A 23197-nucleotide genomic window follows, 5' to 3' on the forward strand; every position below is an offset into this window, starting at 1 on the left:
TTTGTCGGCTCCGGCCCTATCTGTGCTGCCATGGCATCGCAAGAGATCGAGGCACTTTCCGGCGCATTGGCGCGCCTTCCCGGGCTTGGCCCCCGCTCCGCCCGGCGCGCCGTGCTGTGGCTGATCAAGCGGCGCGAAACCGCGCTGCCGCAGTTGCTCAATGCCTTGACCCAGGTGCAGGAACTGCTCGTCGAATGCGAGATCTGCGGCAATATCGACACCACCAACCCCTGCGGCATCTGCACCGACCCGCGCCGCGACGCGCGTTCGATCTGCGTAGTCGAGGAAGTCGCAGACCTCTGGGCCCTGGACCGTGCCCGCCTGTTCACCGGCAAGTACCACGTGCTGGGCGGACGGCTGTCGGCGCTCGAAGGCGTGCGCCCCGAAGACCTGACCATCGGCCAATTGCTCGACCGCGTGGGCCAGGGCGGGATCGACGAGGTCGTCCTCGCCATGAACGCCACGCTCGAAGGCCAGACCACCGCGCACTACATCGCCGAACGGCTGGAGGATGCGCCAGTCCGCGTCACGCAACTCGCGCATGGCCTGCCGGTCGGTGGCGAACTGGACTACCTTGATGAAGGCACCTTGGCGCAAGCCCTGCGAGCGAGGCGCCCGGTCGCCTGACCGCCGATCACACTGATCGAAATGCTGTTCTTGCGACTCCGGCACACATTCCTTATCTGCCCTCCATGGCCATTCGCGAAATCATCGAAGTCCCCGACCCGCGCCTGAAGCAGGTCTCCGTCCCCGTCGAAACGTTCGACGACGAGCTCAAGACGCTTGTCGATGACATGTTCGAGACGATGTACGATGCCCCCGGCATCGGCCTTGCTGCAATTCAGGTTGGCGTGCCCCTGCGCGTGCTGGTCATCGACCTGCAGCCCGATGACGAAGACGCCGAGCCTGTCGCCTGCGATCATGATGGCCACCACCATCACCACCAGCCGACAAAAAAGGAACCGCGGGTCTTCATCAACCCCGAGATCCTCGATCCTTCGGAAGAGCACACGCTCTATCAGGAAGGCTGCCTCTCGGTCCCCGAGATCTACGCCGAAGTCGAACGCCCCTCGCGTATTCGCGCGCGCTGGCAGGACCTCGCGGGTAACACCCATGAGGAGGACATGGACGGCCTGATGGCCACTTGCCTCCAGCATGAGATGGACCACCTCGAAGGCGTGCTGTTCATCGACCACCTCTCCCGCCTCAAGCGCAACATGGCGCTCAAGAAGCTCGAGAAGCTGCGCAAGGTCGCGTGACGCGATGAGGCCGCGTCACGCGGCCTCATGAACCTCACGATCAAGGTCTTCGAGCGCGCGGCGACAATCGTCGGCGCATTCCCGACACATCTGTGCGCACCGGCGGCAATGCGCATGGTCATGCTTTGCGCACTCCGCTTCGCAGATCTCGCAAGCCTTGATGCACACGGCAAGCTGTGCGCGGATCAGTTCCCTGTTCGAACCGGTGCGGCGCGTGGCGATGCGGCCCGTCGCGGCGCAGACGTCGGAGCAATCAAGGCACGTGCGGATGCACTGTTCCATGTCCATCGCTTCGGCAAGGCAGGCATCGGCGCACGAATTGCAGATGGCAGAGCAATACATCGCATGCTTCACGGCCATCCCAAGCGATGGGTTGTAGTTGCCAGTCACCTGCGGGTGTTCGGAAATCATCTTCTCGATCGACATGAGCGGTCTCCTTGCTTCGCAAAGGGTTAGCGGGACGCACTCCTTTCCGTTCCGCGCCCTGTCCTGCCTGTGGAACATGCCGGCTGAAACGGTTGCGCCTTCAGACTTGGGAGGGTAGGTTCACATTTCGTTCCCGTTGGAGAAGTTTGTGGATTCTGCCCTGTTCGTCATCGTTGCACTTCTGATCGGGCTGGGTCTCGGCTGGTTCCTCGGCTCCCGCCCGGTGGCCGAATGGCGCTCGCGCCATGACAGCCGCGATGCCGAAGCCAAGGCACATGAAGGCACGGTCAAGGCGATGACGGTAGATCTTGCGGCCACGGCCGAGCGGGCGAAGTCGCTCGAAGCCGGACTTGCCGAGTTGCAGGACATTCGCCGCCAGCGCGATGAACTTGCCCCGGCCCTTGCCGCTGCCCGCCAGCGTGCCGCCGATGCCGATCAGGTCCGCGCGGAACTCGCGCAGGTTCGTGCCGAGCGGGAGGCTCTGCGCGCCGACCTGGAACGCCTCAAAGCCGACGCCGAAAACTTTGCCGAACAGAAGCGACTGCTGATCGAGGCGCAAGAGGCGCTGCGCAAGGAGTTCGAGAACGCCGGCAGCAAGGTGCTCGAAAAGGCGCAGGAAGCCTTCCTCAATCGCGCCCACGCCCGCTTCGAGGAAAGCGAGAAGACCAGCGCCGAACGCCTGAAGTCGTTGCTTGCCCCGGTCGACCAGCGCCTGCGCAGCTACGAGGAACAGGTCCAGAGCCTGGAGAAGCAGCGCGTGGATTCGTTCGGCCAGCTCGCCGGGCTGATCCAGTCCATGCGCGATGGGCAGGAAGCTGTCCGCGCTGCCGCTGCGCAGCTTGGCAACTCCTTGCGCAATGGTCCCAAGACCCGTGGCCGCTGGGGCGAGCTGCAGTTGCGCAACGTTCTCGAACAGTGCGGCTTATCCGAACACACCGATTTCATTACCGAACACTCGGTCAACACCGAGGAAGGTCGCTTGCGCCCCGACGCGATCGTCCGGGTGCCCGGCAACAAGCTGCTGGTGATCGACGCCAAGGTTTCCTTGAACGCCTATCAGGACGCGTTCGAGGCCGAAGACGACGACACCCGCAAGATCGCTCTCAACGCGCACGTCCAGTCGATGCGCAATCACATCCAGACACTGGGCGCCAAGTCCTATCAGTCGCAGTTCGATGAAGCGCCTGATTATGTGCTGATGTTCGTCCCCGGCGAACACTTCATCGCCGCCGCGCTGGAACGCGACCCGACGCTGTGGGATTTCGCCTTCGAACGCCGCGTGCTGCTGGCCAGCCCCACCAACCTTGTCGCCATCGCCCGCACCGTGGCGCAGGTCTGGCGGCAGGACGGCCTTGCCCGTGAAGCGCGGGAGATCGGCAAGATGGGCGGCGAACTTTACGACCGTCTTGCCGTTGCCGCCGAGCATTTGAAGCGCGTAGGAAGCGGGCTCGACAGCGCGGTCAGCAACTACAACAAGTTCGTCGGCAGCTTTGAACGCAACGTGCTTTCAGCCGGTCGGCGCCTCAAGGACAAGCACATCGAGATCGGCAAGCGCGAGGTGGAGGAAGTGCCACTCGTGGAATCGGCACCGCGTTATGCCGATGCTGAACCCGCCGTGCTGGCAGCAAGCGCCAACGATGAAGGAAATGTCGCCGCAGAATGACGATCAGGCTCGCCCTGTCCCTTTCCGTGACGGTTGCGCTTGCAGCGCTGACCGGTTGCGGGAGCAGGAGCGAGCCCCAGGCCTCGCCAAGCGCGGCTGAACCGTCGGCAATTCCCCCGCAGCCTGTCGCAACGCCGGAATTGACGCCAGATCCCGAACCCGAGGCAAGCGCATCCGCGCTGCCTGCGCCATCGTCACTTGATCAGGCTCGCTACGCGCCGCTTGATGAGTGTGCAAAGCAGCCCGGCTGGTCCGCGTTCCGCAAGGCACTTGCCTCAGCGATACTAACGCGTGACAGTCAGGCCCTCGCCAAGCTGGCAGCGCCCGATGTTGCGCTCGACTATGGCGGTGGCAGCGGGTCTGCCGAACTGATGAAGCGACTGAACGACCCGGAAACACAGCTATGGCAAGAACTTGCCTCAATCCTGCCGCTGGGCTGCGCGATGCAGGGTGGTCTGGCAGCGATGCCCTGGGTTTTCTGGAACGTCCCCGAAGACACAGACAGCTACAGCGCCGTTGTCGTGCTTGGAGACGACACGCCCCTGTTGGACAAGCCCGCCGGCAAGCCGGTGCGTGATGCTGGCTGGACCATAGTGAATATTGATCCGATGGCGTTCGACACGGGCGCTCCTGCAACCAGGGTTACCATGAAGGATGGCACGCGGGGCTGGATCGCAACCCACAAATTGCGCAGCCTGCTCGATTACCGCCTGATCGTGGAGCCCAAGGCTGGCGAGTGGCTGATCACGGCCTTCATCGCCGGCGACTGATCAACTGCGTGCGACAAGCGCAAGCTCAAGGGAATGGCCGCCCGAGGTAAGCCGCATTGCATTGCCGCTGCGCTGGATCTCGGGCGCGGCGGAAAGCAGGGCATTCACCGCCTCTTCCTGCTGCCAAACCTGCCCCTCGCAGAACATTCGCGTGGCCATAAGCGGACCAGCTACAAGCCGGCTACCATCGACGCGATAATCACCGCCAATACCGTTGCAGCCGACATTGGCGCTGAGGCGCTCGTCCTCGAAACGGAGGCTGGCTCTTTGCGGCATGGCCGGTATTGCGCCATCGACCTTGACGATCATCCATTGCGTTCCGGCAAGCCCCGAACCTGCCGCTGGCGCTGCGGCGCATCCTGCAAGCAACAGGGCTGGAAGGACGGACAAGGTCGGAATCGCGCGCATCGCATGATCATATGCGCCTACGACTGACCGTTGGATTAACCCGGCAGTGCGTTATCCTTCATCCATCGTCGCAAGCACTTCGTAAGCCAGCACGGCGCCTGCCACGGCGGCATTCAGGCTGTCCGCCCGCCCCTTCATCGGCATCGTCACGCGCAAGTCGCAGGCCATCTCGTAATCCTCGGGAAGCCCGCGCGATTCATTGCCGACCATCACGAAGCAAGGCGCCGCATAGGGCGCACCGCGATAGGGTACGGCCTCACGCAGTGAGGCGGCAACGAGTTGCCCTTCCCCCTGCCGCAACCAGCTGATGAATTCGTCCCACCGCGCCTGCGCCAGCCGCTCGGTGAAGATCGCACCCATGCTGGCGCGGACCGCTTCAACCGAAAAGGGATCAACGCAATCGTCGATCAGGATCAGCCCGCCTGCGCCAACAGCATCGGCCGTGCGCAGCATCGTGCCGAGGTTTCCGGGATCGCGCATGGCGTGCGCCACGAGCCAGATCGGCGCGGCGTTGCGATCGATCAGCGTGATCGCCGTGTCCCATTCGGCAAAGACCCCTGCCACCGCCTGCGGGTTCTCCTTGCCGGTGACCTTTGCCAGAATGTCGAGCGGGAGTTCGATGATCTCCCCCCCGGCGTGGGCGACATCGGCTTCAAGTTCGTCGAGCAGCGGATGCCCCTCGCGGCCTTGCGCCATCAGCAGGATTTCGGGAAGGCGGCCGCCCTCTCGCGCATCGGTCAGCAGACGCAATCCCTCCGCAAGAAACTTGCGCTCACGCCGCCGGTGCTTCTTCTCGCGCAGGGAGCGGACGAACTTTACCGTCGGGTTGGAATATCCGGTGATGATCTTGCGGGTCATGCCGCCGCCATGGGCCAGAGCGGAGCACGCGGCAAGAGGATCAATCCTCTCCGAAGCCGTCCTTGATCAGGCCCGTCAGCTTCATGAGAATCGCGTCAGCTTCGCCTTCAGGCCCCGCCACGCTTACGTCCACCGTATCGCCCTTGGCAGCGCCGAGCATCATCAGCCCGAGGATCGAGGCCCCTGCGGCGTCGGTGCCGTCCTTGGTAACGGTGACGTCAAACCCCGCAGGCAGCTTGGCAACTGCGTTGACGAACTTGGCGCTCGCCCGTGCATGGAGCCCGCGCTGGTTGACGATGGTTACCGTTTCGCGGGTGACGTAACCCTGTTCAGCCATCTCATGCATCCTGCCCTAAGAATTCCGAAGCGATCGTTATGTAGTTCCGCCCCGCATCGCGCGCGGCGGCTGTCGCTTCCTTCACGCCCATGCAGTTGCGCGCCTTGGCAAGGCGAATCAGCATGGGCAGATTGATCCCCGCGATGACCTCGACGCGCCCGGCCTGCATCAGCGATATCGCAAGGTTGGACGGCGTACCCCCGAACAGGTCGGTCAGGATGATGACGCCTTCGCCGCTGTCGACGCGCTTGATTGCGTCGGCAATTTCCTTGCGGCGCTTTTCCATGTCATCGTTCGGGCCGATGCACACGCCGATAACGTCGCTCTGCCGTCCGACGACATGCTCCATCGCATGGATGAATTCGTCGGCGAGAGCGCCGTGGGTAACCAGAATAAGACCGATCATGAAAAGGGCAGGCTCCGAAGTGCGGCCGGGCAAACTGCACGATCTGCTATGAACGCAAGATTGGCAGGATTGCAGGGCGCGCAAGACGACTGGGAATCAAAACGCATGGCTTCCAGTGCTGCCCCGCCCAAAATTCTTCTGTCCCGCGCTCTCAAAGCTTTTGACCTTCGATCAGGTCGGCCGCTCTGGACGCAAGGTTGCGATGCAGCAATGTGGGTGAAAAACCGGCGTCGCGCAAGACTGAAGCAATCTGCTCGGCCATGAACACCGAACGGTGGCGTCCGCCGGTGCAGCCGAAGGCGACGTGGACATAGGCCTTGCCTTGCGCCTGATAGCGCGGAACCAGCAGCAGCAGGAGATCGCGGATGCGGGCAAAAGCCTCGTCGAACGCAGGGTCCTGCCGGATATAGTCGCCCACGGGCGCGTCCTTTCCGGTCTGCGGGCGCAGATCGTCGACCCAGTGCGGATTGGCAAGGAAGCGCATGTCGAACACCAGGTCGGCCAGCGGCGGTGTCCCGCGCGAAAAGCCGAAGCTGCTTATGGTCAGCGTCGGCATCGCAGGCGTTTCGTCGGCGAACTGGGCGCGAATCGCCTGCTGCAGATCGTTGCTGGTGAAGCTGGTGGTCGTGATGACGAGATCGGCCCAGCGTCGCAGCGGCTCGAGCAATTCGCGCTCGGCCATGATGCCGGTGGTGGCTGGCTTGTCCTCGCTCATCGGGTGGCGGCGGCGCGTCTCGTTATAGCGGCGTTCAAGTTCGGCACCTGCACAATCGAGAAACAGCGTCGTGATCTGCAGGTCCTTGCGCTGCGACAGCTTCTTGACCAGCGCAATCGTCCGGGCCGGATCGAAGCCTCGCGTGCGTGTATCGAAGCCGATCGCCATGGGCGTGCCTGCTTCCATCCGCGCAGAGCCCGGTTCGGTTTCGAGCAGGCGATCGAGCAGGCGGATCGGGAAGTTGTCGATAGCTTCCCAGCCCAGATCCTCCAGCGTGCGCAGCGCCGTCGTCTTGCCGGCGCCGAGCAGGCCGGTGACGAGGAGTATCCGCTGAACTCGCGAGTCTTGCACCATGGTTGGGCAGCTTTGCGCTTTCAGCGCGCGATTGGGAAGGCTGCACAAACGACCTGTCCCCAACCGGGAAGCCGGTCGTATATCAGTTCACCCCGAACCGCTCGAGGGCAAGTTCGGCCTTGAGCGCCAGCACCGGACCTTCCGGCCAGAGACGGATCTGCGGCAGGCTGATACCCTCGATCACCACTGTCCCTGGCTTCTCGACAAACCGCGGCGCTTCCGGATCAAGCGCTATTGCCAGCGCTACGGGCACGGCGGGCGAAACCGGAAAGTCGAGCAGGCCCAGGTTGCGCACTTCCAGCTTGCCGGCAATGTTCGGATGTGGCGCTGCCATGAGCCTTCCCTGCTCCGTCGCCAGCATGATCCCGTCATCGCCGACCAGCACCGCGCCCCTGTCCATCAATGCCAGCGCCAGGCTCGATTTTCCGCTTCCGGACTTTCCTGAAATCAGCAGCCCGCGCCCGCCGATCGCAACGCAGGTAAACTGGGCAGCCCGGCTCATGCGTCGTGCTCCTCCTCGGCGGTCGGCAAGCTCAGCAGGAAATAGGCACCGGGCCGGCCGTCGGGCCGATCATGAATGGTCAGCGTGCCGTCATGCGCCTCGGCAATGGTCCGCGCGATTGCGAGGCCCAGGCCGCTGTGCGAACCGAACGCTTCGGCTTCGGGGCGGACCGAATGGAACCGCTCGAACACTTTCTCGCGCTCGACCAGCGGCACCCCCGGCCCCAGGTCGGCCACGGCAATATGCGCAGCCTCGCCTTCCTCCCACACCGAAACCTCGACCAGGCCATCTCGCGGCGAGAAGGAGACGGCATTGTCCAGAAGGTTCTCGAGCACCCTTTCAAGCCGTGCTGCATCTCCGGCAATGATCACGCGATTGCCGGCATTGCTCTGGCGGATCGGAACCCCGGCACCAGCCCGAGCCCCACGCGCGCCGACCACTTGCGAGACAAGCGCTGCAAGATCCACCTCCTCGAACGTCGCGCGGCTCAGTTCAGCGTCAATGCGGCTGGCATCGGCAATTTCGGTAATCAGGCGGTCGATGCGCTGGACATCGTGCGCCGCGATATCCGAAAGCTGGCGGCGCAAGGCGGGGTCGTCGACCCGGTCCATTGTCTCGAGCGCGCTGGACAGCGACGCGAGCGGGTTCTTCAACTCGTGCGCCACATCGGCGGCGAACGCCTCGACAGCGTCGATCCGCAGGCGCAGCGCCGTCGTCATGTCGGATACGGCGCGCGCCAGCAGGCCGATCTCGTCGCCCCTTTCGGGCAGGCGCGGCACCACCACTTCGCGCTCCCGACCCAAGCGGACGCGGACTGCCGCCCGCACCAGCGCCCGCAGCGGCTGCACGATCGTGCGCGCCAGAAACAGCGACAGCTGCACCGAAAGCAGCAGTGCGATGCCGATGATGATCACCAGTGTCTGGCGGGCATCGCGCACCGACTGGGCGATATCGAGCGCATTGCGCAGCGACAGCAGCATCTCGCCGTTGTCGCCCACCGGTGTCGCGGCGGTAATCACCGGTGTGCGGTCGGGCGCATAGCGCAGATAGACCTCGGTCCTGCGCGAGGCGCGGGCCGCGCGGATTTCGGGCCAGCTGCCGGCAGGCCGCTCGGCTGTGTCGCTGTAGCGTTCGATCTGCGGGGCGTTGACGATGAAGTCCACTCCGCGATCAAGCAGTCGGGCCGCCTTCTGATACCAAGGCTCGGTTTCGGGATCGATCAGCCGGAACGATGGGGGCGCCAGCGAGAAGCTGTCAGCCAGCAGGTGGCTGTCGCCATCGTAGAGCCTCAGGCGCAGCACCTGTTCGGTGCCGATCCGCGCCAGCAGATCCTTGCGCTCGGCCATGTCGGCCTTGGCCAGGCCGTCGGCGGCAATTTCCACCTCGGCACGCGCCAGCTTGAAACGCTCATCGATCAACTGCTTGCGATAGCTGTCGAGGTAGAAGAAGCCGCCCGCCAGCAGCGCAAGCGCGATGACGTTGACGAACAGGATGCGCGTGGTCAGCGATACGCCGCGGATCCGCCAAAGATTGCGCAGCTTGCTCGCGCGCGGGCGCATCGGCGCGGCAGCGACCGGCGGCGCCTCACTCCTCGCCAAAGCTGTAGCCTGCCCCGTAAAGCGTCTCGATCGCATCGAACTGCGCGTCTACGGCGCGAAACTTGCGGCGCAGGCGCTTGATGTGGCTGTCGATCGTCCGGTCGTCGACGAAGACATCGTCGTGGTAGGCCGCATCCATCAGCTGGTTGCGTGTCTTGACCACCCCCGGTCGCACCGCGAGCGCTTCGAGGATCAGGAACTCCGTCACCGTCAGCGATACCGGCTGGCCTTCCCAGGCCACGGCATGGCGCGCCGGGTCCATCACCAGCCGTCCACGCCGGATCGGTTCCGGTAAGGGTTCGCTGTCCGGCTCCTGTTCCGCCGCCTCGCGCCGAACGATTTCGCTGCGGCGCAATATTGCCTTTATCCGCGCAACGAGCAGACGCTGGCTGAAAGGCTTGGCGATGTAATCGTCCGCCCCCATCGCCAGACCGAGCGCTTCATCTGCCTCGTCATCCTTGCTGGTCAGGAAGATTACCGGCAGATCGCTTTTCTCGCGCAGGCGATGCAACAGTTCCAGCCCGTCCATGCGCGGCATCTTGATGTCGCACACTGCCAGGTCGGGCGGGTTGTCCAGCAACGCCTTCAGCGCAACATCACCATCGTTGTAGAGGCGCGTTGCAAAGCCTTCGGTCTGCAACGCGATCGAAACAGTTGTTAGGATGTTGCGGTCATCATCGACCAGCGCGATCGTGCGAGGTGCATCCAAGCTCTCTGCGCGGGGCGTTTGCGGCGTGACCATGGTTTCGAGCGATACCGACCCTGGGGAAAGCTTGCAACTTCAAGCGCGAAATGCGCTGCGCTGCAGCAATCTGAGTTGCACGGAATGCAAGCCAGTGCGCAAAAAATCTTCGTTGCCGCGTGTCATTTGACGCAGCAAATGCAGGTGACTATGCGCAGACCGAGAATCAGCGCATTCGTATTCGCAATCCGTGCGCAAGCGGGCAAATCTCTGCCTTAAGCGCCACCAACGGGAGGCCCCAAGTGTCCGATACCAGCCTGAACGTGTCCCTCGCCAGCCAGGGCTATCCCGAACCGGCAGAGCTGTTCGCCAACCTCGGCACGGCGCCTCTCGTCGAGCATGCTGTTCGCAACGGTGAAGGCCTGCTCAGCGTCGATGGCCCGCTTGTGGTCGAAACCGGCAAGCACACCGGCCGTTCGGCCAAGGACAAGTTCATCGTCCGCGATGCCGAGACCGAGAACACCGTGTGGTGGGGCAAGACCAACGTCGCGATGACGCCCGAGCACTTCGCCGCGCTCAAGGCCGATTTCATCGCGGCACTCGGCGCAAAGGATCGGCTCTATGTGGCCGACCTGTTCGGCGGCTCGCAGCCCGAACACCGCGTCAACGTGCGCGTGATCAATGAATTCGCCTGGCACAACCTGTTCATCCGCACCCTGCTGGTCCGCCCGACCTCCGACGAGCTTGCCTCGTTCGTGCCGGAATACACCATCATCGACCTGCCCAGCTTCCGCGCCGATCCGGAGCGCCACGGCAGCCGCAGCGAAACCGTCATCGCGGTCAACTTCACCGAGAAGCTGATCCTGATCGGTGGCACGGCCTATGCCGGCGAGATGAAGAAGTCGGTCTTCGGCATTCTCAACTACCTGCTGCCCGTGAAGGGCGTGATGCCGATGCACTGCTCGGCCAACGTCGGCCCCGATGGCAAGACCGCCGTGTTCTTCGGCCTCTCGGGCACCGGCAAGACCACGCTTTCGGCTGACGCCTCGCGCACGCTGATCGGCGATGACGAGCATGGCTGGTCGGATACCGCGGTGTTCAACTTCGAAGGCGGCTGCTACGCCAAGATGATCCGCCTTTCGGCCGAAGCCGAGCCGGAAATCTTCGCCACGACCAAGCGCTTCGGCACCGTGCTCGAAAACGTGGTGATCGATCCTGCCACCCGCACGATCGACCTCGACGACAACCGCCTGGCCGAGAACAGCCGCGGTTCCTACCCGATCGACTTCATTCCGAACTGCTCGGAAAAGAACCTTGGGCCGGTTCCTGCCAACCTGATCTTCCTTACCGCTGATGCCTATGGCGTCCTGCCTCCGATCGCGCGTCTCACGCCCGATCAGGCGATGTACCACTTCCTCTCGGGCTACACCGCCCGCGTTGCCGGTACCGAAATCGGCGTGACCGAGCCGGAAGCCACGTTCAGCACCTGCTTCGGTGCCCCGTTCATGCCGCGTCACCCGTCGGTCTATGGCAACCTCCTCAAGGAGCGCATCGCCAAGGGCGGCGTGAAGTGCTGGCTGGTCAACACCGGCTGGTCGGGCGGCAAGGCCACGCAGGAAGGCATCAAGCGCATGCCGATCAAGGCCACCCGCGCCCTGCTCAACGCCGCGCTTGACGGCAGCCTCAATAACGCCACCTTCAAGAAGGACCCGAACTTCGGCTTCGAAGTGCCGGTCGAAGTTCCCGGCGTGGAAACCCGCCTGCTCGATCCGCGTGGTGCCTGGGCCGATCAGGAAGAGTACGATCGGACCGCGCAGGAACTGGTGCGCAAGTTCGTCGACAACTTCCAGCAGTTCGCTGATCATGTCGACCAGTCAGTTCGCGACGCGGCGCCGGTAACAGCCTGATCGCGGTGACACTGATGGAAATGCGGCGGGGCTCCTTCGGGAGCCCCGTTTCGTTCAGGCAGACGCTTCAGGCAAAAAGGGCGCTGCTCTTGAGCAGGTTGTAGGCCTCGACAACTTCCTGCAGCCGCCCTTCGAACGTGCGGTCGCCGCCATTGCGGTCCGGGTGGTACTTGCGCACCAGCTCTGAATAGCGGCTGCGCAGCTGCCGGCGATCAGCATCGTAGCCGAGGCTGAGCACATCGTAGGCCTTGCGCTCGTCGGGACTGATGCCGCGCCGCGCCGCATCGGCGGCCTTCTGGTGATCCGCCCGCCGTGCCTTTGCCCGCTGCGCGATCGCTTCTAACGGATCGGCGAAGTCGGACCAGCGCGGTGCCTGGTCGATCCCCGCATCGGGCCGGAAGGCGCGTGTCTCGCGCTCCCACCCGGCGATGGGCGACTGCGCCTTGAAAATCTCGTCCGGCGTCATGCCGGCAAAGAAATCGTATCCCGAGTTGAACTGGCGGACGTGTTCAAGGCAAAACCAGCGATAGTCGCCTGGCCCGTCGAAGCCTGACGAGCGTACGCCCGGCGCGCGGAATTCGCCCGGCTCGTTGCATCCCGGGGCATTGCAAACGCGGCCTGAACCCTGGACGCGACCGTGAAACTTGTCATTACGCATTTGCGCCCCACATGGCGATGCAAGCATTGGAAGGGAAGACATGACGGGACCAGTTGCACAGGAAATCGAACGACTCCTGACCGAAGCCCTCAGCCCCACGCACCTTGCCGTCATCAACGACAGCGCATCGCATTCGGGCCACATGGGCGATGACGGCACCGGCGAATCCCACTTCACCGTCGAGATCGAGAGCACTGCCTTTACGGGCCAGACGCGCCTCAATCGCCAGCGCATGGTCAACAAGGCGCTCGGCGATCTGCCCGGCCAGCGCGTACACGCCCTCGCCATCAAGGCCCGCGCGCCCGGTGAGTGATCTGGGGGGGAGTGATCTGGCGGTAAATGAACGCCGCATCAGGCGCGCCGCCCGCATCCTCCTGCTTGATGAGCAAGACCGCCTGCTCCTGATCCGCTTCGCACCGAAGGACCGCCGCCCGTTCTGGTGCGGCGTGGGCGGTGAATGCGATCCGGGTGAGGACTTTGCCGTGGCCGCCGTCCGCGAACTGTTCGAGGAAACCGGCCTATCGCTCGAGACTTGCGGCCCCGAAATCGCCCGCCGCGCCGACGATTACCTCACGCTGGAAGGCGAACCGATCACTTCGGACGAGCGCTTCTTCCGCGTCCGCACACAAAGCTTCACGCCCGACACTTCCGGCCATACCGCGATTGAGCGCGAACTTATCAAGGAATTTCGCTGGTTTACCCGCGCGGAACTGGCAGAATGGCACGAGCCGGTTTTCCCGGTGAATCTGCTCGAACTGCTCGATCTGGAGGCGCAAGCGTGACTGAACCCTTCATTCAGACGATCACCCCTGTTGCCCACGATCTCGGCGCGTTCGAGGTTCGCCGCGCAATCCCCTCTCGCCTGCGCACCATGGTCGGCCCGTTCATCTTTGTTGATCAGTTCGGCCCTGCCCACCTGCCCGATGGCACCGCCATGGACGTGCGCCCGCACCCGCACATCAACCTTGCGACCGTCACCTGGCTGTTCGAAGGCGCGATCGACCACCGCGACAGCCTCGGCTCCTTCGCCACGATCCGCCCCGGGCAGGTCAACCTGATGACCGCCGGCACCGGCATCGTCCATTCCGAACGCTCACCCGAAACCGAACGCCCCGGCGGCCCCCACCTTTACGGCATGCAGACGTGGCTCGCCCTGCCCGATGGCCAGGAGGAGATCGCCCCGGCCTTCGAACAGGTAACCGCCCTGCCGCTGGTCGAGGACGTATGCGTCAGCGCGCGGGTTATCATGGGCACGCTGTGGGGCAAGACTGCCCCCACCACCCAGCACGCCGCCACGATCTATGCCGAGATTCTGCTGACCCCGGGCGGCAGCCTGCCCATCGATGCCGAGGCCGACGAACGCGCAGTCATGCTCGTCGGCGGCGAGGCGCAGATCGACGGACATCCCCTGGCCCTCTACGACCTCGTCGTCCTTGCGCCCGGCGCCGTCCTCAAGCTGCAATCGGAAACCGGCGGCCGCGTCATGCTGATGGGCGGCGAAGCCTTTGCCACGAAGCGTCACGTCTGGTGGAACTTCGTCAGCTCCAGCCGCGACCGCATCAACCAAGCCAAGGCCGACTGGCAGGAGGGCCGCTTCCCCAAAGTGCCGGGGGATGAGCAGGAGTTCATACCGCTGCCGAAGGTGGCAACCACCGTAAGCTATCCTTGAGCTTCAGCTCAACCACTCGGCGCTCAGCGTGCCGCTGTGCCCCTCAGGAGCCAGCGCGGCGCGCAGCGCTTCGAGCATGGGCAGCAGGCCTTGCGTGAAGGCATAGGGCGGGTTCACAATGAACAGCCCCGCGCCGTTGTAGATCCCCGGTTGGTCGGCATCATAGAGCCAGTGCTCCACGTTGAGCAGCTTCGGGATGCCGAGCCTGCGCAGTTTATCCTTCCAGTGGACGTGCGCAGAGCGGTCTTTCAGCGGATACCAGATCACCGTCACGCCATGCGACCACTTGCGGTGCGCGGCGGCAAGGGTCTTCGTGATCCGCGCACGTTCGTCGGTCTGCTCGTATGGCGGATCGACCACCACCAGCCCGCGCGGGGTGCGCGTCGGCACCATCGCCAGCCAAAGCTCGTAGGCGTCGCGCTCGTGCACGGCCGCCGGTGTGCCGCGCATCGCCCCGCGCAGGGCATAAGCGTCCTCCGGGTGCTTCTCGTTGAGGATCAGCAGATCCTGAGGCCGTAGCATTTGCGCCAGAAAGCGCGGCGAACCGGGGTAGAGCGCTGGCTCCTCTCCCTCGTTCACCGCCTGAACCGCAGTGCGAAAATCTTCCAGCAACGGGTTCGTATCGGCAAAGGCCCGCATCACGCCCTGCACTGCCTCACCCGTGCGTTGCGCCTGATCGCCGCGCAGATCGTACAATCCGCAGCCGGCATGGGTATCGATCAGGGTCATTGCGCTGTCCTTGAGCTGCAGGGCCCGCACAAGCGCGATCAGAAGCGCGTGCTTGACGACGTCAGCGCTGTTGCCTGCATGGAAGGAATGACGGTAATTCACTGTACTTGAAAATCCTGACGGTTTGTTGCGGCCCCATGGGCAGGGGTGCCTGCTCATAGGCTGGCAGGCTCCTTCCACCAAGCTCTGACCGGCCTCCAACCGGCACCGGCCGCTGCAGAAACACGCAATTACCCTGACCCGCCTATAGTTTGGCGGCAATGATCGTTCGTTATCATTGCGCCATGCAGGCCGAAGCAAAAGAGAGCGGAAAGAGCCGATTCGGCAGCATCAGCCTGTTGTTGCTCGTCTGTGCACTGCTCCCGGCGACGGCACTTTCGCCCAAGCAAGGCGCGGCGCTCGCTGTGCTTTCCCTCTCGCCCTCCGCCTCGGGTTCCTATGCCCGCTGGGCGACCGGGCATGGTGCGCGGATCATCGGAACCACCCCGCTTGGCGGTATGGTCCTCGACCATGCGCCCGATGGCGCCCTGTATGCCTCCCTGCACCACGGTGTGATCGCGATCGCGGTTCCGCTTGGCCTGTGCACCGGCTCTCCAAGGATTGAAAAGTAATGGATCAGTTGCAGGCCCTCCGCGCAAATGGCCTTCGTGCCTTGGCGTTCGCATCGATCATGGGCGCGCTGATTGTGTGGATCGGAGAGATCTGGGCCGGATCGGGCTTCATGCCACCGATTGCGGCCACCTTTGCCGCCGCGCTCACTGCCTATGTCGCCCTCAACGGCCAGGGTAACACGACGCAACGCTGCGCCGTCGCGGCTGGAGTCATGACCTTTCCGATGATCCTGCTCTATCAGTGGGCAGGGTCGAGCTGGATGATCGACCTGCACATGGTCTTCTTCGCGTGCCTCGCCATCGTCGTGGTTCTGGCAGACTGGCGGGCGATCATCACCGGAGCGGCACTGACCGCGGTGCATCACCTGCTCGGCAACTTCGTCGCACCCGAACTGGTCTACAACAACGGTGCCGATTTTCTCCGCGTGGTCCTGCACGCTGTCGTCGTGATCGCGGAAACGGCGGCGCTGGTCTTCCTCAGCGTCCAGCTGCAACGCCTGATCCTTGCCCAGGCCGAGGCCGAAGCCCACAAGCTTGCCATGGAACAGGCCTCGGCTGCAGAGCGGCAACGCGCTGCCGACGAGCAGAAACTGGTGATATCGGCCGTGGAACAGCGGCTGGAGGAACTGGCAGCCGGCGACCTGCGCACCAAGATCGATGTAGATTTTCCCCCGGCATACGCGAAGCTCAAGAACAGCTTCAACGCCGCGACCACCGATCTCGACCGTCTTGTCGGCGCCGTTTCGACCACCACCCATCTCATAACGCGCGGGTCTTCGGAAATCCGCAGCGCATCGGACGATCTGGCAAGGCGCACCGAACAGCAGGCCAGCGCTCTTGAACAGAACACATCGGTCACGCACGAGATTTGCGCAGAAATCGACCAGACCGCGCGCAATGCCGGCCATACCCGCGAAGCGATCGGGGAAGCGCAGCAGTTTGCGCAAACAGGCGGCACGGTCGTCTCCAGCGCAGTCGCCGCAATGAACGAGATCGAACGCTCGTCGAAGGAAATTGGCCAGATCATCTCCCTGATCGACGGAATCGCTTTCCAGACCAACCTTCTGGCCCTGAACGCCGGCGTCGAGGCGGCCCGTGCAGGCGATGCGGGCAAGGGCTTTGCCGTTGTCGCCAACGAAGTGCGCGCGCTCGCACAGAGGTCTGCCGATGCGGCCAGCAGCATCCGCCATCTTATCCAGACATCGAGCGAACAGGTCGCCCAAGGCGTCAGTCTGGTCGGCAAGACTGGCACGGTCCTCGATGACATCGTGACCCGCGTTTCGCAGGTCAGCGGCTCGGTGTCGGAAATCGCCGACTCGGCCGTGCGGCAATCGGCAGAACTTTCCCGCGTGAGCAGCTCCTTCGCCAACCTCGATACCCTGACCCAGCAGAATGCGGCGATGGTCGAGGAGAGCAATGCCGCTGCCCACGAGCTGGCACGTGCGGCCGAGGAATTGCGCCGCCTCGTCAGCAGGTTCCGCACATCCGGCTACGATGGTCGCGCAGAACGTTCATCGCCTGCACTGCGGGTCGCCTGACCGCGACAACGCACTTCCAGTACTTCCCGCTCTTCCCTCTCCGGCAAATCCCTGACACCATGCTCTTAATGGATCGGTTAAGAATCGATCCAACAGGGAGAGCATTTGGATGGCGTTTGCTGGACAGGTCGTTTGGATCACCGGGGCTTCCTCGGGCATCGGTGCGGCGATGGCGCGAAGCCTTGCCGCCCAGGGCGCGCAACTGATCCTTTCGGGACGAAACGAAGCCGCGCTTGCCGACATCGCCAGCCGTTGCGCCAAGGCCATGGTTCTGCCGTTCGAGGCGACCGACTACGCCGCCGCCGCCCGTGCGGCCGAAGCGGCGTGGAACTGGCAGGGCCGTGTGGACGTGCTGGTCAACAACGCGGGTATCTCCCAGCGCTCGCTTGCCGTCGATACCGCGTTTCCGGTCTATGAGCGCATCGTCGCGGTAGATCTGCTCGCTCCCATCGCACTTACGCAGGCGCTGCTGCCGCACATGGCTGCGCGAAAGTCAGGGCGGCTCGTGATGATATCCAGCGTGGCCGGCAAGGTCGGCTCGCCGATGCGCACGGCCTACAGCGCGGCAAAGTTCGGCCTGTTCGGCTATTCCGACGCCTTGCGCGCCGAGGTCGCCGGATTGGGCATCAAGGTCCAGGTGATCGCGCCCGGATCGATTCGCACCAATGTCTCGCGCAATGCCCTGGCCGCCGATGGCCAGAAGCGGGGTGTCAGCGACAAGGCTATCGAGAACGGGCTCGACCCAGATGCGGCCGTCGCCCGGATGCTCGAAGCCATCGCGGCGGACGAGCGCGAAATCATCGTGGCCGAGGGCATGGAACTGCAGATCGGCGAACTGCGTCGCACGCCCGATGCCCTGCACGATCAGATGGCCGCTGTCGTCGCTTCGGGCTATGCCCAGAAGATGGAAGAGGGAGCCAGCCAATGACCGACCAGCCGGGCTTTGCCGACTTGCAGCGCGTGAAACTCGCCAGCGGCATCGAACTCGATGTCCTCGATGTCGGACCGCGCGATGCGCCGACGCTGATCTTCCTCCACGGCTTCCCGGAAAGTCACCGCACCTGGCGCCGCCAGATCGCGCATCTTTCCGCCCGCTTCCGCTGCATCGCGCCCGACCAGCGCGGCTATCGCGGCTCGTCCAAGCCCGAGGGCGTGGAGAACTACACGCCCGACAAGCTGATCGGCGATGTATTCCAGCTTGCGGATGCGCTCGGCGTCGAGAAGTTCACGGTGCTCGGCCATGACTGGGGCGGTGCGATTGCCTGGGGCGTCGCCCTGCTCGGCCAGGGCACGCGGGTGACCCGCGCGGTCATTGCCAATGCCCCGCACCCGGTGATCTTCCCGCGCCTGCTCTGGACCGACCGCCAGCAGCGCGAGGCCAGCCAGTACATGCGCGCCTTCCGCGATCCCGCCAACGACGCCATGGTGCGCGAACACGGACTTGGCGCGCTGCTGCTGCAGGCGCTCAACTGGAACCGCTCGCCGGTGATGGAAGAGGAAGAGCGCGCCGCCCTGTTCAAGGACTGGTCGAATCCCGATGCCGCCATCGCCATGCTCAACTGGTATCGCGCCATCCCGATGGCCGTCCCGCCGATGGATGCGCCGTTCGAACTGCCCGAAGGCTATCAGGACGCACAGGTGCCGCCCCTGCAGATTCCGACGCTGGTGATCTGGGCGATGGACGACATGGCCCTGCCCGCGTGCAACCTTGATGGCATGGACCGCCTTGTCACCAATCTCACGCTCGAAAAAGTCCACGATTGCGGGCACTTCGTGCCGTGGGAAGCCCCGCAGGCGGTCAACGCCGCGCTCGACCGTTTCCTTGGCTGAAGGTCATCGGCAGGCCGCCCAGCCGCCGGATCGCTGCGCCTGATCGAGGTGCAAGTGATCGGCGTGGGCGGCGTTGTAGTCAGGTGAGAGCACGGTCGAGAAACTCTGGCACGCCGCATCGCGCACGTCATGCAGGAACGCTGCCTTCTCATCGCCTGACGCCCAGCCCTTGAGCACCGAGATGCGGCGGCCGTCTGCAAGCACGAAGGCACTGATGTCGATGGCGTTGCCGGTGGCGTGCTCGCTCCAGTTGCCGTCGGATCCGCCACCGATGCGGCGGCAATTGTTGGTGCCAAAGTGCTCGACCGAGGTGACGGGACTGCCGAGAAGGCGCTCTGCGGCGGGCTGGATGCCATGCCGCAGCCACATGGCCAGACCTGCATCGATGGCGCAGGTTGCCTGGGCACCACGTGGGGCCAACCTTACCTTCACCTGTGCCAGACCTTGCAAAACCTGCCGGTCACCTCGCAGGCATTGCCCCTCGCCCGTCGGCGGCAGGGGCTCGGCCATGATCCCGCTGCTTTCCAGGAAGGCGCGGCACACTGCCCGGTCACCCCGCAGCGTCTGAAGCTTCATCGCCGTCGCCCAACCAGGCGGGTCGACCAGCGCCAGCGGCGCCCAAGGGTCATGCTCGGGATGCCGCTGCAACCACTCCCATCCGGCAAGCCCCGCCGAGGCGATGATCAGCAGGACAATGACGGTGCGAAGGAGAGAGCGGCGCATCTTCGCTCAACCAAGAGGCGAGGAGATCGTTTCTGCAGGCGGGGCAGACCTTAGGGCAGCCACTCCACCCAGGCACCATGGGCATGAGCGGTGCCGAGCAACACCAGCTCCTCTCCGCCGGGCCAATGGCGCACGGTCAGTTCGTGCCGGAAGGTTTGCCGGTTGGTCTCGAGCATCACCCACGCCAGCCGCCGCGACTGATCGGCCTTGGCGCCCGCCTGCGCCATCAGGGTCTCGATCCGCGCGCGCGTTTCGGCCGGCAGGTATTGCCAGACGATGGAATGGAAGATCACACGTGTCGTATCGGCATCCTGCGGCGCGGCCAGCCGCTCGGCAACGAAGTCGCCTGCGTCCATCTGCACCACGTCAGGCGCTTTTTGGGCAGCCAGCGCGATGGCTGCATCGATCCGTCCAATCCGCTCGGTCACCTCGGCCCAGACATAGGACTTCAGGCGCAGCGCCTGCTCCGGGTCGGCCAGGTTCATCGGTGCACGGTCGCAACCTTGAATGCCGCCAATGGAAACCGGAGCCTGCGGCGGCGGCGGCCCACGCCATTCGGGTACGATCCGCATCGGCGAAGCCGCAGGACCGGCGGTCGTCCCGCCAAGGTCGAAGAAGAACCGCTCCATCATCGTGTTGACGCCGGCGCTCGCGCCCAGCTCGTTGAGTTCGAAACGCGGGCCGACGCGGGCCGAGAGCCACAGGAGCGCCGCCATGATCGAGGCCGAACGCCCCGCCTCGTTGGTTTGCGGCGGCCCGTCGAGCCACGGCAGCAGCGCCTCATCGTGCTCCCGCGTCACCGCGAGCACCAGCGCATCGACCTGTGCCTGATCGGTCACCTCCCCGCGATAGACCGAAGCGAGGCGGGTGTCCGTGCCGGTAAGCACGAGGTTGTGATGACCACCGGCCAGCCGCAGCGGCAGCGCGTCTTCGAGCGGCCTTCCCGGCCATCCGGCGATTCGCCTGCCGACCCGTGTCGCGCCGTCGAGCAGCCGCAATTGCGCGCGCACAACGCGGCCCGTGCAGGGTGCACCATTGTTCGTGGCATGATCGGCCTGCCATTCTATGGCCTTTGCGACCTCTTCGATCTCCATGATCGGGTTCATTCGGTTGCCCTTTGCGCCGTGCTGCCATAAGGGCGGCGGGTTATGTCCACCGCCGCACCGCTCGTTTTCGCCCTGCCCAAGGGCCGCATCCTCGACGAGGCCCTGCCTCTGCTCGAGAAGGCCGGGATCGTGCCCGAGGCCGATTTCTTTAACAAGGCCTCGCGCGCACTGTCCTTTGCCACCAATCGCGACGACGTGAAGATCATTCGCGTCCGCGCATTCGATGTGGCAACATTCGTGGCCCATGGCGCGGCCCATGCAGGCGTGGTGGGATCGGACGTGATCGACGAATTCGACTATGCCGATCTCTATGCGCCGGTCGATCTCGACATCGGGCACTGCCGCCTTTCGGTGGCCGAGCCGGTGAGCATGGTGGAAAGCGGCGCAAACGCGCGCGAAAGCCATGCGCGGGTGGCGACCAAATATCCGAACCTGACGCGCCGCCACTTCGAGAAGCTGGGCGTACAGGCCGAAGTCGTGAAGCTGAACGGCGCGATGGAGCTGGCGCCTTCGCTCGGTCTTGCCAGCCGTATCGTCGATCTGGTTTCGACCGGGCGGACGCTCAAGGAAAACGGCCTTGTCGAAACCAGCCAGATCCTGCCGGTTTCAGCCCGGCTGATCGTCAACCGCGCGGCCCTGAAGACCGACAGCGCCCGCCTTGGCGCGCTGGTCGATGCCTTCCGCGTGATGGTGGCGGAAAGGAAGGCCGCCTGATGCTCCGCCTCAATTCCAGCGATCCGGGCTTTGCCAAGGCTTTCGCGCGCCTCGTCAAGGACCGCCGCGAGAGCGACGAGAACGTCGCGCGCGATGTGCAGACGATCATCGACGACGTGCGCATTCGCGGCGATGAGGCGCTCGCCGAATATACCGCAAAGTTCGACGGGCATACTCCGGGCGAGGACGACTGGCGCATTTCGCCCGAAGCCTGCCGTGAAGCCTTCGATGCACTGAAGCCCGATCTGCGCGCCGCGCTTGAGCTCGCCGCGCAGCGCATCCGCGACTATCACCGCGCGCAACTGCCCGAAGATCGCGACTATACCGACGAGGCCGGCATGCGCCTTGGTGCGCGCTGGCGCGCCGTCGATGGCGCGGGGCTTTACGTCCCGGGCGGACGCGCGGCCTACCCATCGTCGCTGCTGATGAATGCCATCCCCGCCAAGGTCGCGGGCGTGGAACGCCTCGTCGTCGTGACACCGACGCCCAGGGGTGAAGCCAATCCGCTGGTGCTGGCTGCCGCACACCTTGCCGGCGCAGACGAAGTCTGGCGTGTTGGCGGCGCGCAAGCCGTGGCAGCGCTCGCCTATGGGACTGGCCGGATCAAGCCGGTCGATGTCATCACCGGCCCCGGCAATGCCTGGGTTGCCGAAGCCAAGCGCCAGTTGTTCGGCGTTGTCGGCATCGACATGGTCGCAGGGCCTTCCGAGATTCTCGTGATTGCCGATGCCAAGAACGACCCGCAGTGGATTGCCGCCGATCTGCTCAGCCAGGCCGAGCACGATCCCGTGGCCCAATCGATCCTGATCACCGACGATGCCGCCTTCGCCGATCAGGTGGCGGACATGGTCGGCGTCGAGATCGCCATGCTGCCAACCGCCAAGGTCGCCAAGGCGAGCTGGGACGATTACGGCGTGATGATTGTTGTCGACTCGCTCGACGAAGCCCCCGCTCTGGCCAACGCCCTTGCTGCCGAACACGTCGAGATCGCCACTGACAATCCGCAAGCGCTGTTCGACAAGATCCGCCATGCAGGGTCGGTCTTCCTTGGCCGCATGACCCCCGAAGCCGTCGGCGATTACGTTGCCGGCCCGAACCACGTCCTGCCCACCGGGCGCCGCGCGCGCTTTTCCTCGGGCCTTTCCGTTCTGGATTTCATGAAACGCACCAGCTTTATCGAGGCGACTGACGCCGCGCTTGCCGCCGTCGGCCCTGCCGCCATTGCCCTTGCCGAGGCCGAGGGCCTTGCCGCCCACGCCCGCTCGATCGAAGTGAGGCTGGGCCTGTGAACGCGATCTCGGGCAAGGCCCGCGCCGCCTCGCGCCTCGCCGCCGTGCAGGCGCTGTATCAGGCCGACATGGAGCAGACCGCGCTGCACCTGCTGCTGGACGAGTTCCACCAGCACCGGCTGGGCGCGGAGATCGAGGAAGTCGAATATCTCAAGGCCGATGTCGCCTTCTTCGACGATCTGGTGAAGGGCGTCGATGCCCGCCGCAACGAGATCGACCTGCTGCTTTCGGCCAAGCTGGCAAAGGGCTGGTCGCTGGCGCGGCTCGACAAGACCATGCTGCAGATCCTGCGCGCCGGCTCCTACGAGCTGCTGGCGCGCAAGGACGTGCCGGTGGCGACAGTCATCACCGAATATGTCGACGTGGCCCATGCCTTCTTCGAGGAGCGCGAAGCCAAGTTCGTCAACGGTGTGCTGGATGCCGTCGCCAAGGACGTGCGCTGAGA

At 64.5% G+C, this 23197-nt stretch carries 28 protein-coding genes; 15 read left to right on the top strand and 13 right to left on the bottom strand.

What is annotated here, in order from left to right; all coding sequences use genetic code 11:
• Positions 1 to 30 precede the first annotated feature (30 nt).
• Together recR and def are read left to right on the top strand one after the other, a co-directional pair.
• The gene (recR, locus tag B9A23_RS14920) at positions 31 to 627 is read left to right on the top strand and encodes a recombination mediator RecR (RefSeq protein ID WP_084279893.1); all 597 of its coding nucleotides are present in this window, start codon (positions 31 to 33) and stop codon (positions 625 to 627) included.
• Positions 628 to 692: 65 nt separating this feature from the next.
• A complete protein-coding gene (gene def, locus B9A23_RS14925; protein ID WP_084279894.1) occupies positions 693 to 1259 on the top strand; it encodes a peptide deformylase in 567 nt (188 codons plus the stop codon).
• Between the two features lie 15 nt (positions 1260 to 1274).
• Here def and B9A23_RS14930 read toward each other — a convergent pair whose 3' ends face one another.
• A complete protein-coding gene (locus B9A23_RS14930) occupies positions 1275 to 1685 on the bottom strand; it encodes a four-helix bundle copper-binding protein (RefSeq protein ID WP_084279895.1) in 411 nt (136 codons plus the stop codon).
• Positions 1686 to 1833: 148 nt separating this feature from the next.
• Here B9A23_RS14930 and rmuC point away from each other — a divergent pair, with 148 nt between their 5' ends.
• Both rmuC and B9A23_RS14940 read left to right on the top strand, forming a co-directional pair.
• Positions 1834 to 3348 (top strand): DNA recombination protein RmuC, encoded by a 1515-nt coding sequence (rmuC, locus tag B9A23_RS14935; protein WP_176218012.1) that lies wholly within the window; start codon positions 1834 to 1836, stop codon positions 3346 to 3348.
• Positions 3345 to 4118, top strand: coding sequence for a hypothetical protein (locus B9A23_RS14940; protein ID WP_084279897.1), 774 nt, complete (start codon positions 3345 to 3347; stop codon positions 4116 to 4118). The genes rmuC and B9A23_RS14940 overlap by 4 nt, the downstream gene beginning before the upstream one ends.
• Here the strand turns inward: B9A23_RS14940 and B9A23_RS14945 are convergent, their stop codons facing one another.
• From B9A23_RS14945 to B9A23_RS14980, 8 genes are all read right to left on the bottom strand, one after another.
• Positions 4119 to 4526 (bottom strand): META domain-containing protein, encoded by a 408-nt coding sequence (locus tag B9A23_RS14945; RefSeq protein ID WP_084279898.1) that lies wholly within the window; start codon positions 4524 to 4526, stop codon positions 4119 to 4121.
• 51 nt (positions 4527 to 4577) lie between these two features.
• A complete protein-coding gene (locus B9A23_RS14950; protein WP_084279899.1) occupies positions 4578 to 5384 on the bottom strand; it encodes a TrmH family RNA methyltransferase in 807 nt (268 codons plus the stop codon).
• A 40-nt stretch (positions 5385 to 5424) separates the two neighbouring features.
• Positions 5425 to 5721, bottom strand: coding sequence for an HPr family phosphocarrier protein (locus B9A23_RS14955; RefSeq protein WP_084279900.1), 297 nt, complete (start codon positions 5719 to 5721; stop codon positions 5425 to 5427).
• A 1-nt stretch (position 5722) separates the two neighbouring features.
• Positions 5723 to 6127 (bottom strand): PTS sugar transporter subunit IIA, encoded by a 405-nt coding sequence (locus tag B9A23_RS14960; protein WP_084279901.1) that lies wholly within the window; start codon positions 6125 to 6127, stop codon positions 5723 to 5725.
• Positions 6128 to 6278: 151 nt separating this feature from the next.
• Positions 6279 to 7196 carry an RNase adapter RapZ gene (rapZ, locus tag B9A23_RS14965; protein WP_084279902.1) on the bottom strand — a complete coding sequence of 306 codons (918 nt, stop codon included), beginning with the start codon at positions 7194 to 7196 and terminating at the stop codon, positions 6279 to 6281.
• Between the two features lie 82 nt (positions 7197 to 7278).
• Positions 7279 to 7698: an HPr kinase/phosphorylase gene (locus B9A23_RS14970; protein WP_084279903.1), complete on the bottom strand. Its 420-nt coding sequence runs from the start codon at positions 7696 to 7698 to the stop codon at positions 7279 to 7281.
• Entirely contained in the window at positions 7695 to 9257 is a 1563-nt protein-coding gene (locus B9A23_RS14975) for a sensor histidine kinase (RefSeq protein WP_084279981.1), read from the bottom strand. The genes B9A23_RS14970 and B9A23_RS14975 overlap by 4 nt, the downstream gene beginning before the upstream one ends.
• A gap of 25 nt (positions 9258 to 9282) precedes the next feature.
• Complete coding sequence (locus B9A23_RS14980; protein WP_084279904.1) at positions 9283 to 10038, bottom strand: response regulator transcription factor; 756 nt, start codon at positions 10036 to 10038, stop codon at positions 9283 to 9285.
• A gap of 242 nt (positions 10039 to 10280) precedes the next feature.
• Here B9A23_RS14980 and B9A23_RS14985 point away from each other — a divergent pair, with 242 nt between their 5' ends.
• A complete protein-coding gene (locus B9A23_RS14985; RefSeq protein WP_084279905.1) occupies positions 10281 to 11885 on the top strand; it encodes a phosphoenolpyruvate carboxykinase in 1605 nt (534 codons plus the stop codon).
• A 67-nt stretch (positions 11886 to 11952) separates the two neighbouring features.
• On the opposite strand, the gene B9A23_RS14990 is transcribed toward B9A23_RS14985, so the two are convergent.
• Entirely contained in the window at positions 11953 to 12543 is a 591-nt protein-coding gene (locus B9A23_RS14990) for a J domain-containing protein (protein ID WP_084279906.1), read from the bottom strand.
• Between the two features lie 40 nt (positions 12544 to 12583).
• Between B9A23_RS14990 and B9A23_RS14995 the strand changes: the two genes are divergently transcribed.
• The 3 genes from B9A23_RS14995 to B9A23_RS15005 are packed head-to-tail and all read left to right on the top strand — an operon-like array spanning position 12584 to position 14212.
• Positions 12584 to 12856: a BolA family protein gene (locus B9A23_RS14995; RefSeq protein WP_084279907.1), complete on the top strand. Its 273-nt coding sequence runs from the start codon at positions 12584 to 12586 to the stop codon at positions 12854 to 12856.
• Positions 12849 to 13325: an NUDIX hydrolase gene (locus B9A23_RS15000; protein WP_254895136.1), complete on the top strand. Its 477-nt coding sequence runs from the start codon at positions 12849 to 12851 to the stop codon at positions 13323 to 13325. Before B9A23_RS14995 ends, B9A23_RS15000 begins: the two co-directional genes overlap by 8 nt.
• Positions 13322 to 14212, top strand: coding sequence for a pirin family protein (locus tag B9A23_RS15005; RefSeq protein ID WP_084279908.1), 891 nt, complete (start codon positions 13322 to 13324; stop codon positions 14210 to 14212). Before B9A23_RS15000 ends, B9A23_RS15005 begins: the two co-directional genes overlap by 4 nt.
• 3 nt (positions 14213 to 14215) lie before the next feature.
• Here B9A23_RS15005 and B9A23_RS15010 read toward each other — a convergent pair whose 3' ends face one another.
• On the bottom strand, positions 14216 to 15043 hold the full coding sequence (locus B9A23_RS15010; RefSeq protein WP_084279909.1) for a 23S rRNA (adenine(2030)-N(6))-methyltransferase RlmJ: 828 nt from the start codon (positions 15041 to 15043) through the stop codon (positions 14216 to 14218).
• A 158-nt stretch (positions 15044 to 15201) separates the two neighbouring features.
• Here B9A23_RS15010 and B9A23_RS15015 point away from each other — a divergent pair, with 158 nt between their 5' ends.
• From B9A23_RS15015 to B9A23_RS15030, 4 genes are all read left to right on the top strand, one after another.
• On the top strand, positions 15202 to 15552 hold the full coding sequence (locus B9A23_RS15015) for a hypothetical protein (protein ID WP_139797492.1): 351 nt from the start codon (positions 15202 to 15204) through the stop codon (positions 15550 to 15552).
• A complete protein-coding gene (locus tag B9A23_RS15020; protein WP_084279911.1) occupies positions 15552 to 17090 on the top strand; it encodes a methyl-accepting chemotaxis protein in 1539 nt (512 codons plus the stop codon). The genes B9A23_RS15015 and B9A23_RS15020 overlap by 1 nt, the downstream gene beginning before the upstream one ends.
• 109 nt (positions 17091 to 17199) lie before the next feature.
• Positions 17200 to 18018, top strand: coding sequence for an SDR family NAD(P)-dependent oxidoreductase (locus B9A23_RS15025; protein ID WP_084279912.1), 819 nt, complete (start codon positions 17200 to 17202; stop codon positions 18016 to 18018).
• Positions 18015 to 18920, top strand: a complete 906-nt coding sequence (locus B9A23_RS15030) for an alpha/beta fold hydrolase (protein ID WP_084279913.1) — start codon at positions 18015 to 18017, stop codon at positions 18918 to 18920. The genes B9A23_RS15025 and B9A23_RS15030 overlap by 4 nt, the downstream gene beginning before the upstream one ends.
• Before the next feature lie 3 nt (positions 18921 to 18923).
• On the opposite strand, the gene B9A23_RS15035 is transcribed toward B9A23_RS15030, so the two are convergent.
• Both B9A23_RS15035 and B9A23_RS15040 read right to left on the bottom strand, forming a co-directional pair.
• On the bottom strand, positions 18924 to 19643 hold the full coding sequence (locus B9A23_RS15035; RefSeq protein WP_084279914.1) for an extensin-like domain-containing protein: 720 nt from the start codon (positions 19641 to 19643) through the stop codon (positions 18924 to 18926).
• A gap of 50 nt (positions 19644 to 19693) precedes the next feature.
• Positions 19694 to 20749 (bottom strand): DUF2332 domain-containing protein, encoded by a 1056-nt coding sequence (locus tag B9A23_RS15040; RefSeq protein ID WP_084279915.1) that lies wholly within the window; start codon positions 20747 to 20749, stop codon positions 19694 to 19696.
• Positions 20750 to 20791: 42 nt separating this feature from the next.
• On the opposite strand from B9A23_RS15040, the gene hisG reads away from it, so the two are divergent.
• From hisG to nusB, 3 genes are read left to right on the top strand one after another with little or no spacing between them, the layout of a single operon-like run.
• Positions 20792 to 21463, top strand: coding sequence for an ATP phosphoribosyltransferase (hisG, locus tag B9A23_RS15045; protein WP_084279916.1), 672 nt, complete (start codon positions 20792 to 20794; stop codon positions 21461 to 21463).
• Positions 21463 to 22752: a histidinol dehydrogenase gene (hisD, locus tag B9A23_RS15050; RefSeq protein WP_084279917.1), complete on the top strand. Its 1290-nt coding sequence runs from the start codon at positions 21463 to 21465 to the stop codon at positions 22750 to 22752. The genes hisG and hisD overlap by 1 nt, the downstream gene beginning before the upstream one ends.
• Positions 22749 to 23195, top strand: coding sequence for a transcription antitermination factor NusB (gene nusB / locus B9A23_RS15055; protein ID WP_084279918.1), 447 nt, complete (start codon positions 22749 to 22751; stop codon positions 23193 to 23195). Before hisD ends, nusB begins: the two co-directional genes overlap by 4 nt.
• Positions 23196 to 23197: the final 2 nt, after the last annotated feature.

Source organism: Novosphingobium sp. B1 (genome assembly GCF_900176395.1).
In the GTDB taxonomy this organism is placed as follows: domain Bacteria; phylum Pseudomonadota; class Alphaproteobacteria; order Sphingomonadales; family Sphingomonadaceae; genus Novosphingobium.

Bases quoted from the DNA above. Each gene is read 5' to 3' on its own strand.
- recR (WP_084279893.1), top strand. From the start codon at position 31: ATGGCATCGCAAGAGATCGAGGCACTTTCCGGCGCATTGGCGCGCCTT.
- def (WP_084279894.1), top strand. From the start codon at position 693: ATGGCCATTCGCGAAATCATCGAAGTCCCCGACCCGCGCCTGAAGCAG.
- B9A23_RS14930 (WP_084279895.1), bottom strand. From the start codon at position 1,685: ATGTCGATCGAGAAGATGATTTCCGAACACCCGCAGGTGACTGGCAAC.
- B9A23_RS14940 (WP_084279897.1), top strand. From the start codon at position 3,345: ATGACGATCAGGCTCGCCCTGTCCCTTTCCGTGACGGTTGCGCTTGCA.
- B9A23_RS14945 (WP_084279898.1), bottom strand. From the start codon at position 4,526: ATGCGCGCGATTCCGACCTTGTCCGTCCTTCCAGCCCTGTTGCTTGCA.
- B9A23_RS14950 (WP_084279899.1), bottom strand. From the start codon at position 5,384: ATGACCCGCAAGATCATCACCGGATATTCCAACCCGACGGTAAAGTTC.
- B9A23_RS14955 (WP_084279900.1), bottom strand. From the start codon at position 5,721: ATGGCTGAACAGGGTTACGTCACCCGCGAAACGGTAACCATCGTCAAC.
- B9A23_RS14960 (WP_084279901.1), bottom strand. From the start codon at position 6,127: ATGATCGGTCTTATTCTGGTTACCCACGGCGCTCTCGCCGACGAATTC.
- rapZ (WP_084279902.1), bottom strand. From the start codon at position 7,196: ATGGTGCAAGACTCGCGAGTTCAGCGGATACTCCTCGTCACCGGCCTG.
- B9A23_RS14970 (WP_084279903.1), bottom strand. From the start codon at position 7,698: ATGAGCCGGGCTGCCCAGTTTACCTGCGTTGCGATCGGCGGGCGCGGG.
- B9A23_RS14975 (WP_084279981.1), bottom strand. From the start codon at position 9,257: ATGCGCCCGCGCGCGAGCAAGCTGCGCAATCTTTGGCGGATCCGCGGC.
- B9A23_RS14980 (WP_084279904.1), bottom strand. From the start codon at position 10,038: ATGGTCACGCCGCAAACGCCCCGCGCAGAGAGCTTGGATGCACCTCGC.
- B9A23_RS14990 (WP_084279906.1), bottom strand. From the start codon at position 12,543: ATGCGTAATGACAAGTTTCACGGTCGCGTCCAGGGTTCAGGCCGCGTT.
- B9A23_RS14995 (WP_084279907.1), top strand. From the start codon at position 12,584: ATGACGGGACCAGTTGCACAGGAAATCGAACGACTCCTGACCGAAGCC.
- B9A23_RS15015 (WP_139797492.1), top strand. From the start codon at position 15,202: ATGATCGTTCGTTATCATTGCGCCATGCAGGCCGAAGCAAAAGAGAGC.
- B9A23_RS15020 (WP_084279911.1), top strand. From the start codon at position 15,552: ATGGATCAGTTGCAGGCCCTCCGCGCAAATGGCCTTCGTGCCTTGGCG.
- B9A23_RS15025 (WP_084279912.1), top strand. From the start codon at position 17,200: ATGGCGTTTGCTGGACAGGTCGTTTGGATCACCGGGGCTTCCTCGGGC.
- B9A23_RS15030 (WP_084279913.1), top strand. From the start codon at position 18,015: ATGACCGACCAGCCGGGCTTTGCCGACTTGCAGCGCGTGAAACTCGCC.
- B9A23_RS15035 (WP_084279914.1), bottom strand. From the start codon at position 19,643: ATGCGCCGCTCTCTCCTTCGCACCGTCATTGTCCTGCTGATCATCGCC.
- B9A23_RS15040 (WP_084279915.1), bottom strand. From the start codon at position 20,749: ATGAACCCGATCATGGAGATCGAAGAGGTCGCAAAGGCCATAGAATGG.
- hisG (WP_084279916.1), top strand. From the start codon at position 20,792: ATGTCCACCGCCGCACCGCTCGTTTTCGCCCTGCCCAAGGGCCGCATC.
- hisD (WP_084279917.1), top strand. From the start codon at position 21,463: ATGCTCCGCCTCAATTCCAGCGATCCGGGCTTTGCCAAGGCTTTCGCG.